Raw genomic sequence first — 15,080 nt, 5'->3', positions numbered from 1 at the left:
CATACCCTCATACTGTCTAGCCCAATGCGGCCGCCATGGCCTCTCTCGGCGCAGGCCGGCCGGTAAACTGCTCCACTTGCCCGAAGGCCTGGTGGAGGAGCATCGACAACCCGCCGACCACCGTTCCACCGGCAGCCTCCACTGCCGCGGCCAACGGCGTCGGCCACGGGTCGTAGATCGCGTCCAGCACGAACGGCGCCTGTCCGAGGACATCCGCACAGTCGATGATTGCGGCGGACGGCACGGTGCTGACGAGGGCGGCCGCTCCGGCGCACCGCGCGGCAAGTTCGCGGCTGTCGAAGCCGAGGAGTCGAACCTCGAGACCGATCGCCTCGGCACAGGCCAACGCGCCCGCGGCCCGACCCTCGTTCCGGGCCACCACGGTGACGCTCTTCACACCCATGTCGGCGAGTGCCACCAGCGCCGGCCTCGCCGTCCCGCCCGCGCCCACGACCACGGCGTCGGCTCCGGCAATAGTGCCGATCCCGCCCGCGGTCAAAGCACCCCGGACGCCGTCCACATCGGTGCAGTCCGCACGCCATCCGCCCTCGATGCGAACCAGCGTGTTGGCGGAGCCGATCGTCACCGCGCGCTCGGTCCGCTCGGTGGCGAAGTCGAGCGCCGCAATCTTGCCCGGCATCGTGACCGACAGGCCCACCCATTCCGGGCCGAGACCGGACACGAGACCTGGAAGACGTTCCCCGTCGCATTCGATGCGCTCGTAGGTCCAGTCGGTCAGTCCCAGCGCCCGATACGCCGCGAGATGCAGCTGCGGAGACCGGGAGTGGGCGATCGGGCTTCCCAGGACAGCAGCCTTGCGTGCCGACTTCACGTCACCGTCCACTGTCGAGGATCCCGTTGTTCAGCGCCTGGTCGATGTTGGACAAGTGCTCCTCATAACTCTTCGTGAACAGCGTCGTCCCCTTCGCGTCCACGGTCACGAAATAGATCCAGTCCCCCTGCTCCGGGGATTCGACGGCCTGCAGGGCCGCGATACTCGGCGACGAGATCGGGGTGGCCGGCAAGCCGGGGCTGGCGTAGGTATTCCACGGGGTGACCGTCGCCCGATCCGCATCGGTGGTGGCCAACTCCGTCGTGTCGAGCGCATAGTTGACCGTCGAGTCGAACTGCAGCGCCTGGTTGACCGCCAACCGGTTCAAGATGACGCGCGCCACCTTCGCGAAGTCTTCGGGCATCGCCTCCCGCTCCACCAGCGACGCGGCGATGAGCATCCGGTAGGGGGAAAGGCCCACCACGTTTCCCGCGGTGAGGATGCCCGTCTCCTCGTAGCTCGCCGCGCTCTCGGTCACGAGCTTCCGTAGGATCTCGGCAGCACCGGCCGTCGGATCGAAATCCCAGCTGCCGGCGGCGATGAGACCCTCGAGCTGCCGGTCCCGGTCGGGTACGCCGGCGACGGCATCTCTGGCCCAGTCCGGTACGCCGAGCGCGCCGATGTCGCCCGCACCGGCGTTGTTGAGTTCGTCGTAGCTGATGCACCGTTCCTGCCCGGCCTCGCCCAGGCAGCTTGCCTCCGAGATGAGGGTGTAGATCCCCTTCTTCACTGCACCCGTCTGCACGTCGGTGGTGTCGTGGAGCTGACGGCCCTCCGAAATGATCATCTGGCCCACACGCGACGCCGGATCGACGAGTTCTCGGACGGCGTCCACGGCAGGGATCTGGGTCGAGAGACTGTAGAAACCGGGCTGCACCGAATTCATCGCAGTGTTCTGGACCGCGGCGTTGAAGAAGGCCGATCCGCTGGCCACCACGTCTCGCTCGGCCAGCGTGGTCGCGATCTCCTCCGCGGTGTCCCCCGCATGGACCTGGACCACGACTTCGGGTCCGCCCGGACCTGGGTAGTCGGCCGGGGCGTCCGGGCCACCGAAAAAGAGCTTGCCGCCGACGAAGACCATTCCCGCCAAGACGACCAGAACGACTGCGGCCGCCAGCGCTCCGAGGATCTTACGCCTGCGTGCCCGGCCGCGGGACTTCTGCTCGCGTCGCGCGTGCACGCGCGACGGCGGGGCGGGACGCTCGACGGGAACGGCGGCAATGATCTGTGTTTCGGCCTCGTCGAACGCGACGTCGGCTCTCTCGTACGGTGCGTCACGTCGCCCCTCGACGGAGACATGGTCGTCGACCGGCAGGCCGTCGTACTCGCGTTCGTGAACGTCGCGCTCGTCATACGCAGGCTCGCCATACGCAGCCTGGTCATACGCAGCTTCGTCGAACGCTGACCGGTCGTACGTGTGCTCATGGGCGTGCTCGTCGAGAGGGTCCTCACGGTAGCGATGCACGGGCTCGTGGTGCGCTGGCTCCGTGTGGGCCCCGTCGTGGCGCCCGAGGTAGTCGGGACCGGGCGGGTGGTAGCCGTACATACGATCATCGAGCGCGGAATCGGCGTAGCCGGTGCGGTGGTGACCGAGTTCGGCCGCTTCGGCACGGTCCGGAAAATCATCGCGCTCGGGGCCAGACTCGTACTCGACCGGCTCGTCTTCGTCGAGATAGCGGTGTCGCCGCGGTTCACGGGGAGGATAGTCGAAACCAGGCTGTTCCCCTGCCGGCCGCCGATGATTGCTCACTGGCCCGCCTCCGGTTGCTGCCTGTCCCCGACCGAATCCCCTGCATTCACCGACCTGCTCCGCTCGTCCAACCACCCCTGCAAGATCGCCACCGCCGCGGCCTGGTCGATCACCGTACGCTGGCTTCTCGCACTGACACCGCTCTCGCGAAGCGCCCGCGTGGCGGTGACGGTGGTCAGACGCTCGTCCGCCATCCGCACCGGGATCGGATCCACCGCCCTTCGCAATCGTTTCGCGAAAACAGTAGCGATCGAGGCCGCCTTGCCTCGTTCGCCCCGCAAGGTCTGCGGCAGACCGACGATAACCTCCACGGCCTCGTATTCCTCGACTATGTCGGCAATGCGCCGGATATCCGGCGCGTCGGGGCCGCGTTCCTTCGACCGGGGAACCGTCTCGACCGGGGTGGCGAGAACCCCGTCGGGGTCGCTCGAGGCGACTCCGATCCGGACGCTCCCCACGTCGATACCGATGCGTCGACCGCGCCCAGGGTCGTCGACGCCCGGTCGATCGGGACCGCCCTGTTCCGCGCGATGCACCGCTACTGGTTCCCTACCTTGTCCGCCACGGCCCCTCGGACCGCATCGAGGGCCGCCGCGATGCCGGTGGTGTCCGAGCCGGACCCCTGGGCCATGTCCGCTTTGCCGCCGCCGCGACCCCCGATCAGGGGGCCGAACTCCTTCACGAGGTCACCGGCCGCGACCCCGAGTTCCTGCGCCGCCTTGTTGACGGCGACAACGAATGGAACCTTGCCGTCGGCATCACCGAACAGGGCGACGACAGCCGGCTGCGTGCCGAACCGTCCGCGAATGTCGGTGACGAGACTCCGGAGGTCGTTGCCACCGACACCGGCGGGAGCCGAGTCCGCCACCAGCAGCACCGGTCCCACGCGCTGAGCCTTGTCGAGGTAGGTGCCTGCGGAGGCCAGAACTGCTTGTGCCCGAGCCTGTTCGAGCTCCTTCTCTGCAACGCGAAGCCGTTCGACCAAGGCCTCGACACGGGCAGGCACCTCTTCGGAGGGCACCTTCAGCGAGGACGACAGTCCGGCGAGCAGCGCCCGTTCCTTGGCCAGGTAACGGTACGAGTCCAGCCCGACGTAGGCCTCCACACGCCGCACACCCGAGCCGACGGACTGCTCACCGAGGAGGGTCACGTTGCCGATCTGCGCCGAGGTTCCCACGTGTGTTCCGCCACATAGCTCCATGGAGAACGGTCCACCGATCTCCACGACGCGTACCTCGTCGCCGTAGTTCTCGCCGAACAAGGCCATGGCGCCCATCGCCTTTGCCTTGTCGAGGTCGGTGACGAACGTGTTGACCGCGTAGTCGGCGGCCACGGCCTCGTTCGCCACAACCTCGATGTCCTGCTTCTGCGACTCGGTGAGCGCACCCTGCCACGAGAAGTCGAACCGCAGATATCCGGGCTTGTTCAACGAACCGGCCTGAACGGCGTTGGGCCCCAGAACCTGTCGGAGGGCGGCGTGGACCATGTGCGTACCGGAGTGACCCTGGGTGGCACCCTTACGCCACCCGGCATCGACCTGCGCCAGAACGACGTCGCCTTCGGTGATCTCGCCTTCCTGGACGGTGACCTTGTGGACCCACAGCTTTTTCGCGATTTTCTGGACGTCGTTGACCTTCACACGCAGTCCCGGCCCGGTCAGCGCGCCCAGGTCTGCAATCTGGCCGCCCGCCTCCGCGTACAGCGGGCTGCGGTCGAGAATGACCTCGACGTCCTGGCCGGTGGCGGCGACGGGAACGCGCTGCCCGTTGGAGATCAGGGCGAGGACACGCGCCTCGGACACCAGTTCGTGGAAACCGGTGAACTCGGTGGGACCGCGGTCGAGAAGTTCCTTGTAGACGGTCAGGTCGGCGTGCGCGTGCTTGCGTGCCTGGGCGTCGTCCTTGGCACGCTGACGCTGCTCCGCCATCAGCGTGCGGAATCCCTCTTCGTCGACCGACAATCCGGCCTCGGCCGCCATCTCGAGGGTGAGGTCGATGGGGAAGCCGTAGGTGTCGTGCAGCGCAAAGGCTTGATCGCCGCCGATGACCGACTTCCCGGAAGCCTTCACGGACTCGGCGGCGCCTTCGAACAGCTTCGAGCCGGACGTGAGGGTCTTGAGGAACGCGGTCTCCTCGCCGACCGCGACCGTCTCGATGCGGCCGAAGTCGCTGTCGAGGACCGGGTACGAGGGGGCCATCGTGTCGCGTACGACGGTGATGAAGTCACGCATGCTCGGCTTGTCGGCGCCGAGCAGCTTTGCCGAACGCACGATGCGCCGCAGCAGTCGGCGCAGCACGTACCCGCGTCCGTCGTTGCCCGGATTCACACCGTCGGCGATGAGCATGGCCGCCGTACGCGCGTGATCGGCGATCACCCGGAACCGGACGTCGTCGTCATGATTGACGCCGTACCTGCGGCCTGACAACTCCTCGGCCTTCGCGATCACCGGGCGGACGAGGTCGGTTTCATACACGTTGTCGACGCCCTGCAGCAGGAACGCGACGCGCTCGACTCCCATGCCGGTGTCGATGTTCTGCTTCGGCAGCGGGCCGAGGATCTCGAAATTGTCCTTGCTGATGCCGAGTCCGCGCTCGTTCTGCATGAACACGAGATTCCAGATCTCGATGTAGCGGTCTTCGTCGGCCTCCGGGCCGCCTTCCTTGCCGAACTCGGGGCCGCGGTCGTAGTAGATCTCCGAGCATGGCCCGCACGGCCCGGGGATGCCCATGGACCAGTAGTTGTCGGCCATGCCCCGGCGCTGGATCCGCACCTCGGGAACGCCGACCTCGTCGCGCCAGATGTCGCGGGCCTCGTCGTCGTCGAGGTAGACGGTGACCCAGATCCGCTCGGGATCGAATCCATAGCCGCCGTCGTCGACGCTGCCGGTCAGCAACGCCCAGGCATGCTTGATTGCTTCCCGCTTGAAGTAGTCACCGAAGGAGAAGTTCCCGGCCATCTGGAAGAACGTGTTGTGCCGGGTCGTGATGCCCACGTTTTCGATGTCGAGGGTGCGCACACATTTCTGCACACTGGTCGCCGTCGAGTACGGCGGGGTCTGCTGGCCCAGGAAGAAGGGCACGAACTGGACCATTCCCGCGTTGACGAACAGCAGGTTCGGATCGTCGAGAATCAGCGAGGCGCTGGCTACCTCGGTGTGGCCTGCCTTGACGAAATGGTCGAGGAAGCGCCGGCGAATCTCGTGGGTCTGCACGTCAGTGATCCTTATTGTCTGTCTCGAGGGCAACTGCGGGGTGGCTGTCCTGTCGGGCACACGGGAGCCCGGCAGTTCGGCAACAATCAGCTTAACCGGCCACCCGGACGCGTCTTGCCACGGACGATGGCACGCAACTTGTCGACCCGGGCCGCAATGTCGCGCTCACCACCGTGCGTGGTGGGCTGGTAGTAGTCGACGCCGACCAGTTCGTCCGGCGGATATTGCTGTGGCAGCACGCCGTCGGGGTGGTCGTGGGGATAGCGATATCCGACGGCGTTGCCGAGCTTCGCCGCACCCGCGTAGTGCCCGTCGCGCAGATGCGGGGGCACCAGGCCTGCGTTGCCCGCGGCGACGTCGGCCATCGCCGCTCCGAGCGCAGCGATCACCGCCCCCGACTTCGGTGCGGTGGCGAGGTGGATGGTCGCCTGGGCGAGCGCAAGGCGTGCCTCGGGCATGCCGATCAGCTGCACGGCCTGGGCGGCCGCGGTGGCAGTCTGCAGTGCGGTCGGATCGGCCATCCCGATGTCTTCACTCGCGTGGACCACCAGCCGACGCGCGATGAAGCGCGGGTCTTCACCCGCGGTCAGCATCCGCGCGAGGTAATGCAGTGCGGCATCGACGTCGGAGCCACGGATCGATTTGATGAAGGCGCTGATGACGTCGTAGTGCTGGTCACCGTCACGGTCGTAGCGGACCGCCGCCTTGTCGACGCTGGCCTCTACCGTGGCGAGGTCGAGCAGAATCGGCCGATCCTCATCGCCCGCCTGGTCGAGGGCAGCCCCCGCGGCCGCCTCGAGCGCCGTCAGTGCCCGACGCGCATCGCCCGCCGCCAATCGGACCAGATGATCCAAGGCATCGCCCGCGATTTCGATCTCACCGCCGTACCCACGCTCGTCGGTGCGCGCCCGCTTGAGGAGTTCCTCGATGTCGCCGGGCGTCAACGACTGCAGTTGCAGCACCAACGACCGGGACAGCAGCGGTGACACGACCGAGAAGGACGGGTTTTCGGTGGTCGCGGCAACGAGGAGCACGATCCGGTTCTCCACGGCAGCGAGCAGGGCGTCCTGCTGGGTTTTCGAGAACCGGTGTACCTCGTCGATGAACAACACCGTCTGTTCCCCCGCGAGGAGGCGCCGCCGCGCGAGTTCGATGACGCCGCGCACCTCCTTCACACCCGCGGACAGCGCGGACAACGCCTCGAATCGGCGGCCCGTCGCCCCCGAGATGAGTGAGGCCAAGGTTGTCTTGCCGGTACCGGGAGGGCCGTACAGCAGCACCGACGCTGCTCCGGAACCCTCGACCAGACGCCGTAGCGGCGCCCCGGGCCCCAGGAGGTGCTGCTGTCCGACCACCTCGCCGAGAGTGCGCGGGCGCATCCGCACCGCGAGTGGTGCGTGAGGGTTGACAGCCACGTGTCCGAGACCGGATTTCGGCGCGAGTTCCACCTCGGGCCGCACGGTCTCGAACAGTCCGGCCGACTCGTCCTCGCCCAACTCCGAACCGAAAAGATCGCTCACAAGTTCGACGCTACTCGGAAGGCGTGGCGGAAACCCACTCCGGTCTGCCGGTCGGCGTCACCCGACAGACAAACCTCGAAGCTTGTCGGCCACCAGGCGGGCGTGGTGGGCGACCACCGTGTTCCCGGCGTGGTCGGCGCTCCGGGCCAGCCTGTCCCAGCGCTGCGTCAGGGCTTCGGACCGCGGAACCGACAGGTGATGCTCACGCACGGCGGCGATGCGGCTGTGATTCTCCGGAAGGAACAGATACGTGCTGACCCACACCCAAATGAGCTGCGCTTCGACCATGCGGGTGGCCAGCACGTTGTCGTCGGCGAGCGCGGGCCACATCCCCACGACCTCGGCGCGCCAAGCCTCGATCATGGCCTGCGTCCGCTCGTCGGACAGTTCCACGGTGCAGAGGCAACCAGGGAAGGAGACCAGTGCATACGCGATGTCGAGCATCGCGTCGCGGAAGCCACCCCACTCGTAGTCCAGGAAACGAACACCCTCGTCGTTGACCATGATGTTGTCCGGGCACAGGTCCGAGGGGCTGAACGCCCTGAATCGGCCACTGTCGAACAGCTTCGCGGCGCGCGCCACCTGCGCCGTCATGTCCGCGGACACGTCGACACCCAGGATCCGGGAGAGAAGGCGGGGCACCTCGGGAACCGCGCGGTGAACCTGCTCGGCGACGGTGTCGTCGCAATGCGCCACCTCGGCGCGGCGAAGAAGGGCGGTGAAGTCTTCTTCGCGTCCCACCGTGGCCGCGTGCATACGGCCCAGCGCCTGTGCCATGGCCATCAGGGTGTTGGTGACCGTATCGGCGTCGGAATGCTCGAGCAGGGCACTGATCGGCGAGGCATCACCGAGGTCGCTGAGAACGAGGAGTCGCGCCTCGAGGTCGGAGGCGAGCAGTTCGGCGCCCGGCCTGCTGTCGGTCGCCAGTGCAGTGGCGAACTGATACGACACGGCTTCACGGAGGAACGCGCTGCTGCTGTCACCCGACAGGTCGTCGGGATCGATAGTCCGTGAGCCGGACACGCCGACGTCCTCACGCAGTTGCTTGATCACCAACGTCCGCGGAAGGGAGAACGGATTCTCGGCCACGCGTACGCGGAGCACGATGGTACGACCACTACCGCCGAGGTCGACGGGGTCTACCAGTGTCACGGGTGCCCCGGTACGACGCGTGAGCAGCTTCTCGGCTGCGGCAACTACCTCGGAAACGGGGTCGGCCAGTATTGCAGTCATCGCGGTCCAACTTACCTGCTAGTGACACGGATCATCGAGTCCTCCGCCGGAAGCCTCGGTGAATTTCAGCATTTCGGCTGATCGGGCGCGAGCGGATGGAGCGGTGCCACGTCAACCGACACCGCAATGGTGCTGTTTCGTGCCTCTGTGTATATGACTCCGCGCAGCGGCGGTACATCCGCGTAGTCCCGGCCCCACGCCACGACTGTGTAGCGCTCGTCGACGAGTTGATCGTTGGTCGGGTCGAAAGCGAGCCAGCGGTCGCCGGGCATCCACACAGCGGCCCACGCGTGGGTGGCGTCGACACCGATCAGTCTTTCCTGGCCGGGCGGCGGCTGCGTTTCCAGATATCCCGACACGTACTGGGCGGCGAGCCCGTGTGAGCGCAGGCAGGCGATCGCGAGCCGAGCGAAATCCTGGCACACCCCGGACCTCTTCTCGAGCACCTCGGTGACCCGGGTGGACACGGACGTCGACCCCGATCTGTACTGGAAGTCGCGGTGGATGCGGCTGGTGAGGTCGAGGACGGCGTCGACGAGCGGACGTTCCGGCGGAAAGCTCACGGCCGCGTAGTCGCGCACGCCGTCACTGATCTCGGCCGGCTGCACGTCCAGCACGAAGTCCTGGGCCAGCGCCCCGTCCGTCCCCACCGGCCGGGACAGCTCCCACCGCGAGTTCGCGGGCGCACTGACGAGCCGGTGTGGTTCCGGCCCGTACACCTCTACTTCGGACTCGGCGGTGACGATCAGCTCCTCGTGCGCTGCGCTGACCTGGAAGTAGAGGTCGCGATTGCCGTACACGTCTACACCCACCGACCGATCGGCGGGCGCGGGCGAGATGTCGACAGCCGATCGGACACAGCGCTGATCCTCGGTGTCACGCGGCAGCAGGTAGCAGCGGCCGTAGGACGAGGACACCGGCTCCGAATAGGTGTAGGTAGTGCGGTGGGTGATCCGGTATCGCCGGAGTACGGGGCGCTTGCTGGTCGAATCAGCCGGGGGCGACGGGTCGATCATGCGGGAACTCCGCCCCCGACCGTCCACGAGGTCGCGCTGCCCCACAGCGGTTGCATACCGCCGGGCAACGACAACGGCCCCTTCGACATGACCTCGGACAACCGGCCGAGAAGTCCGACGATCTCGGTGGTCAGGTCGCCCACTTCTGTTCGTACTCCGGTGTCGTCGATGCGCTCGAGCCGGGCAGGGTCGACCCGTCGAACGGTGTTGAGCATGTCCTCGGCGAGCCGCTCCGCCGGCGAGGATCCGGAGGCGTCGGGTAGGGCCGCCAGGTCGGTCCGCAGCGCCTCGAGCTGGAAGACGAGCGAGCGGGGGTTGCCGATGTCGAACAGCAGCAACTCGGCCACCGCGGCAGGGCGGATACTTCGATTCCGCCGGCGGTACACCACCGAGCTCTCGGTGGCGAGCAGAAGTGATTCGATCAACGCTCGTTCGGTCGCGGGATCCCGCTTCCGCCCCATGGTGGACGCCACCAGGGTGGTGAGAGTAAAGGCCCGTTCGATCCGCTTGCCGATGTCCATGATGTGCCAGCCGGTGTCGCGGACCAGCGATTCTGCTGAGACACCGGACAGCGCCAGCATGCCGCCGAGCACTGCGGATTGCGCCTCGAAAAGCCGGGAGCCATCGTCGATCGACTCGTCGGAGACCTCACCGAGAGCGCGTTCCACCGTGCTCAGCACGGCCCAGATGTCGTTCGACAATTGGCCGCGTACCGCCCGCGCGGCCTGCTCCACGTCCCGGACGGCTCGAGCGAGTGATCCGTCGCGGTCGGGATCGACGGTGAGAGACCGTAGTTCCGCTCGAACTTGCTGGAGATCCGCAGTGGGATGGGGGCCCGCAGTTCCGTCGGAAGCGTTCACCGACCGTGTCGGCGCGCCCCCTTCCCCCCGTGCATTTCCCTGCTCCGCGACGGTGAGGACGGCGTCGAGGAGAATAGGAAGACACCCGGCACCCGGCAGCCACGGGCGGAGCCGATAGTCGCGGTACTTCTCCCCCACGGCGATCATCAGCCGTGCCGAACCCTCGGCCCGCTCCGCGCATCGCCCTATCGAGAAGAGTTCGGACAGCGCGCGGGGCGAGGCCAGCAGATCGGACGAGGTTGCTGCGTAGGTGGGCAGCGACTCGACGTCACGGGCGGCGCTCTCACCGGTATCTGCCGGGCCGAGCCGCGGCGCGAAGCGCACCCAGACGTCCTTGGCTCCCGCATGCCGGCGATCCCCGCGCTCGGCACCCGGAATCAGGGTCGTTCCCAGGCCGCCGGACATGGGTACGTAGCCCACCCGTTGAGCCACGGAGAACAGCCGGACGCCGACGGGCGCGAGAGTGACCTCGCCCCCGCCCCCGGCGCCGGCCGACGGCGCATACGACGAGTCGGGGATGATTTGCCCCACCCAGTTGGCGGGATCCGCGCGTACCTGTTCGAGAAATTCCGTGCGCCGGGCGTCGTCGAGTGCGGAGGGGACCACGGGCGGCCCGCCGCGGACGGCGCGGAGCACCATCGATGAAACATTGGCCAGGATGTGCGCGAGTTCGGAGCGGTCACCTCCCCAGAACGTCGGCACGGACGGCAACAACAGATCCTCGTCGAGCAGTCGCCGCGAGAGTGCCGGCAGCAGGCGGGTGAGTGCCGGATTCTCCAGGACTCCGCTGCCGAGGGTGTTCACAACGGTCACTGCTCCCCGACGCAGCACCTCGACGAGGCCGACTACGCCGGCCCGGGAGCCGGGGCGCAGATCGAGGGGGTCGGCGAGTTCGGCGTCGACCCGCCGGATGATGACGTCGACCTGTTCCAACCGGCCCAGTGACCGCATCCAGATGCGGCCGTCACGGACCACCAGGTCGGCGCTCTCCACGAGCGGGAACCCGAGGACAGTCGCCAGGTAGGCCTGGTCGAACGCGGCACCCGACCTGGTCTGCGGACTGAGCACGACCACGAGCGGGTCTTCCGAACCGGCGGGCGCCGCGTCGATTGCCGCGAGCCGCATCGACTGGGCGAACGAGGACAACGGCCGGGGGCCCACGGTCTCGTAGATGCCCGGAACCGCCCGGGCGATCACTCGGCGGTTCGCCATCGCGTAGCCGGCCCCGCCCGGAGACTGGGTGTGGTCGCGAACAGCGTGGAAATTGCCGTCCGCGCCGCGGCCGACGTCGAGACCGTGGAAGAACAACTGGTGCCGACCCGGGATCGACATGCCGTGCGCAGGCCGAAGATATCCGGGATGACCGAACACGAGGCGGGCGGGCACGGCACCACTCCGCAGGAGCGTCCTCGGCCCGTACAGGTCGGCGAGGACGGCATCGAGAAGCCGCGAACGCTGGAGGAATCCCGCTTCGAGGTGCTCCCATTCGTCGGCCGTGAGGAGAAGCGGTATCGGGTCGATCTCCCACCGAGACGGTCCGGTGGCGAGGTCCGATCCGTCGAGGGGGTTGTAGGTGATGCCGTGGTTGTCGACGAGGAGCCGGATGCGGGACTGCAGCCGGCGCACGGAGCCGCTGTCCGCGCCGAGGAGGCCGTCACCCAGCTCGGACCACGGCGCACGGACCTTCCCGTCGGCGTCGAACAGTTCGTCGTATTCCGGGCCGCGGTGCGGCGCCGCGGTCACCGGAGTCTCCGGACTTGCTGGACGCGTTCTTTCCGTGCCTCGGCGAGCAGGCGATCGGCTCCGTTACCGGCTCGCAACCGCAGCGCGAGGACCAGCACCCCGGCCACCACGATTCCGACCATGTTGATGCCCAGTTGAAGTGCGGACAGTGCGGCGATGCGCCACTCGCCGACCGTGACGGCGACGACGGCGAAACCCGCCGCCGGCACCGTGGTGACCGAGATGAAGACACCGACGAGTGCCGCGGACTTCGCGGACACGAGCGCGAGCATCCCGGCTGCCCCGGCGAGGACGGCGACCACCAGCGACAGGGGTCCGACCTTGTAGATGTAGTCGACCTGATCCTGGGCCTCGAGGCTGTCGAGAGCCATCCACCCGATCCGTTCCATCACCAGCGTGGCAACCCAGGTGGCAGCCATGGCGAAGGGAAAGCCGAGGAGCAGCGCGAACAAGGAGCGTCGTGCGAGACCGAGTTTGCGCCGTGCCAGGGCCACGGCGAGTGCTGCCAACGGACCGAACTCCGGTCCCACCACCATGGCACCGACGATCGTGATCGGTGAGTCGGTCACGACTCCTACCGACGCGAGCAGACACGCGATCGTCAAGAAGGCGAGGAACGTTCCGTTGAGGGTCGACTCCTCACGGGTGCGGCTGACAAGTTCCTCCCACACGACGCTGTCGGCCGGATCGCCGGGAGCCGCCTTCTCTGCCTTCCGTGCGGCCGTGGACAGGACCGTCTCGACCGGTCCCAAGGTGATCGCGCCCATGTGCTGGATGTCCAGCGCTTCGAGCGCGTCGATCACCTCGTTGGCCGCCTCGCGGGCCACATCTGCTTGGACCACGTCACCGGCCGGGTCGATCGCCGCACTGCGCAGGACCACCACGTGGGTGGCCCCGGGCTCCGCGGCGAGCACACCGAGAACGTCGTCGGTGTGCTCGGCGGGGCAGATCACCCGTAGATGCAGCATGACGTCCCCCCTGCTGTCCGCGTCGGTCCCCGTCGATCGATCTACGTGCCGGCGACCGCGTCCTTCGCCACCGACGCTGCGCCGGCGCCGCCCTTAGGCTCCGGCTTGGCGTCCACACCCGACTCCTTGCGTTGCTGCGCGGTGATCGGGGCGGGAGCCTCCGTCAGGGGATCGACGCCGCCGCCCGACTTCGGGAATGCGATCACCTCACGGATCGAGTCGACTCCGGCGAGCAGGGCCGTGATGCGGTCCCAGCCGAACGCGATGCCGCCGTGCGGCGGTGCACCGAACGCGAATGCGTCGAGGAGGAAGCCGAACTTTTCCTCGGCCTCCTCGTGCGAGATTCCCATCACCTTGAACACTCGTTCCTGAATGTCCTTGCGGTGAATACGGATACTGCCGCCGCCGATCTCGTTTCCGTTGCAGACGATGTCGTATGCGTACGCGAGTGCCGAACCGGGGTCGGTGTCGAACGTGTCGATCGATTCGGGCTTCGGCGAGGTGAAGGCGTGGTGTACCGCCGTCCACGCGCTGTAGCCGAGGGCGACGTCGCCGCTGGCGGTGGCGTCGGCGGTCGGTTCGAACAGCGGCGCGTCCACGACCCACACGAAGGCCCAGGCGTCGGGGTCGATCAGGTTCTGCTTGCGGGCGATCTCTCCCCGCGCCGCGCCGAGCAGCGCACGCATCGGCTTGGTGGGTCCCGCTGCGAAGAAGATGCAGTCTCCGGGCTTCGCGCCGACGTGGTCGCAGAGCCCGGCGCGTTCGGTGTCGGTGAGGTTCTTCGCGACCGGACCGGTGAGGGCGCCGTCCTCGCCGACGAGCACGTACGCGAGCCCTTTGGCGCCGCGCTGCTTCGCCCACTCCTGCCATCCGTCGAGCTGACGCCGGGGCTGGGCGGCACCACCGGGCATGACCACGGCGCCCACGTACTCCGCCTGGAACACCCGGAAGGTGGTGTCCTTGAAGAACTCCATGCATTCGACGAGTTCGATACCGAAACGCAGGTCCGGCTTGTCGGAACCGAACCGCCGCATCGCCTCGGCGTACGTCATCCGTGCGATCGGGGTCTTGATCTCGTGGCCGACGAGCTTCCACAGTGCGGTCAGAACTTCCTCGGCGAGCAGGATCACGTCGTCCTGGTTGACGAAGCTCATCTCGATGTCGAGCTGGGTGAACTCCGGCTGGCGGTCCGCGCGGAAGTCCTCGTCGCGGTAGCACCGCGCGATCTGGTAGTACCGCTCGATGCCACCGACCATCAGCAGCTGCTTGAACAGCTGCGGGCTCTGCGGCAGGGCGTAGAAGCTACCCGGCTGCAGTCGGGCGGGGACGAGGAAGTCGCGCGCACCTTCCGGCGTCGACCGCGTCAGCGTGGGCGTCTCGACCTCGACGAACTCGTGGTGCGCGAGAACGGAGCGGGCAGCGGCATTGACCTTCGAGCGCAGCCGTATGGCATGGCCCGGGCCCTCCCGGCGCAGGTCGAGGTAGCGGTACTTCAGGCGCGCTTCTTCCCCGGCCTGGTCGTCGAGCTGGAACGGTAGCGGCGCGCTCTCGTTGAGAACCTCGAGGTCGGTCACGTTGACCTCGATGGCCCCGGTGGGAATCTCGAAGTTCTGGTTGCCCTCTGGCCGGACCTCGACGATGCCGGTGACCTTCACGCAGTATTCCGCGCGCAGTCGATGCGCCTGGTCGGCAGCAGCTCCCTCACGGAACACCACCTGCGACACGCCCGAGGCATCACGCAGGTCGATGAAGATCACCCCGCCGTGATCACGACGCCTGGCGACCCAACCGGTGAGGGTAACGGTCTGCTGGGCGTGCTCGGCTCGCAATGAACCGGCGAGATGTGTGCGCAGCACGGGATTCCTTTCGAAACGTGGGGCAAGCTACTTCGTTGGCTGCGATCCTACGGAGACACTGTGCGTGAGCGGAAACTCATACCCGCTTCAC

The 15,080-nt window shown here is 67.5% G+C and carries 10 protein-coding genes; all 10 read right to left on the bottom strand.

Annotated elements, in window-relative coordinates; genetic code table 11:
* Window positions 1–16: 16 nt before the first annotated feature.
* The 10 genes from HYG77_RS30650 to aspS all read right to left on the bottom strand — a co-directional run bounded on the left by HYG77_RS30650 (window position 17) and on the right by aspS (window position 14,989).
* Entirely contained in the window at window positions 17–844 is an 828-nt protein-coding gene (locus tag HYG77_RS30650) for a shikimate dehydrogenase (RefSeq protein WP_109330301.1), read from the bottom strand.
* Complete coding sequence (locus tag HYG77_RS30645) at window positions 834–2,582, bottom strand: endolytic transglycosylase MltG (RefSeq protein WP_208961477.1); 1,749 nt, start codon at window positions 2,580–2,582, stop codon at window positions 834–836. Before HYG77_RS30645 ends, HYG77_RS30650 begins: the two co-directional genes overlap by 11 nt.
* Window positions 2,579–3,118, bottom strand: coding sequence for a Holliday junction resolvase RuvX (gene ruvX / locus HYG77_RS30640; protein ID WP_109330305.1), 540 nt, complete (start codon window positions 3,116–3,118; stop codon window positions 2,579–2,581). The genes HYG77_RS30645 and ruvX overlap by 4 nt, the downstream gene beginning before the upstream one ends.
* A gap of 2 nt (window positions 3,119–3,120) precedes the next feature.
* Window positions 3,121–5,793, bottom strand: coding sequence for an alanine--tRNA ligase (gene alaS / locus HYG77_RS30635; protein WP_109330307.1), 2,673 nt, complete (start codon window positions 5,791–5,793; stop codon window positions 3,121–3,123).
* Between the two features lie 86 nt (window positions 5,794–5,879).
* On the bottom strand, window positions 5,880–7,313 hold the full coding sequence (locus tag HYG77_RS30630; protein WP_208961476.1) for a replication-associated recombination protein A: 1,434 nt from the start codon (window positions 7,311–7,313) through the stop codon (window positions 5,880–5,882).
* Window positions 7,314–7,370: 57 nt separating this feature from the next.
* The gene (locus HYG77_RS30625) at window positions 7,371–8,546 is read right to left on the bottom strand and encodes a phosphotransferase (RefSeq protein ID WP_109330311.1); all 1,176 of its coding nucleotides are present in this window, start codon (window positions 8,544–8,546) and stop codon (window positions 7,371–7,373) included.
* Between the two features lie 65 nt (window positions 8,547–8,611).
* Window positions 8,612–9,562 (bottom strand): transglutaminase family protein, encoded by a 951-nt coding sequence (locus HYG77_RS30620; protein WP_208961475.1) that lies wholly within the window; start codon window positions 9,560–9,562, stop codon window positions 8,612–8,614.
* Window positions 9,559–12,165 carry a circularly permuted type 2 ATP-grasp protein gene (locus HYG77_RS30615; protein WP_208961474.1) on the bottom strand — a complete coding sequence of 869 codons (2,607 nt, stop codon included), beginning with the start codon at window positions 12,163–12,165 and terminating at the stop codon, window positions 9,559–9,561. Before HYG77_RS30615 ends, HYG77_RS30620 begins: the two co-directional genes overlap by 4 nt.
* Complete coding sequence (locus HYG77_RS30610) at window positions 12,162–13,133, bottom strand: DUF389 domain-containing protein (RefSeq protein ID WP_208961473.1); 972 nt, start codon at window positions 13,131–13,133, stop codon at window positions 12,162–12,164. Before HYG77_RS30610 ends, HYG77_RS30615 begins: the two co-directional genes overlap by 4 nt.
* A 41-nt stretch (window positions 13,134–13,174) precedes the next feature.
* Window positions 13,175–14,989 carry an aspartate--tRNA ligase gene (aspS, locus tag HYG77_RS30605; RefSeq protein ID WP_208961472.1) on the bottom strand — a complete coding sequence of 605 codons (1,815 nt, stop codon included), beginning with the start codon at window positions 14,987–14,989 and terminating at the stop codon, window positions 13,175–13,177.
* Window positions 14,990–15,080: the final 91 nt, after the last annotated feature.

It is taken from the genome of Rhodococcus sp. ZPP (assembly GCF_017656075.1).
Classification (GTDB): Bacteria; Actinomycetota; Actinomycetes; order Mycobacteriales; family Mycobacteriaceae; genus Rhodococcus_F; species Rhodococcus_F oxybenzonivorans.
Note: the sequence above shows the minus strand (reverse complement) of the source record. Positions and strands in the feature narration are given on the sequence as shown.

Excerpts from the sequence above, each read along its gene's own strand:
- HYG77_RS30610 (WP_208961473.1), bottom strand. The coding sequence starts at position 13,133 with ATGCTGCATCTACGGGTGATCTGCCCCGCCGAGCACACCGACGACGTT.
- HYG77_RS30620 (WP_208961475.1), bottom strand. The coding sequence starts at position 9,562 with ATGATCGACCCGTCGCCCCCGGCTGATTCGACCAGCAAGCGCCCCGTA.
- HYG77_RS30625 (WP_109330311.1), bottom strand. The coding sequence starts at position 8,546 with ATGACTGCAATACTGGCCGACCCCGTTTCCGAGGTAGTTGCCGCAGCC.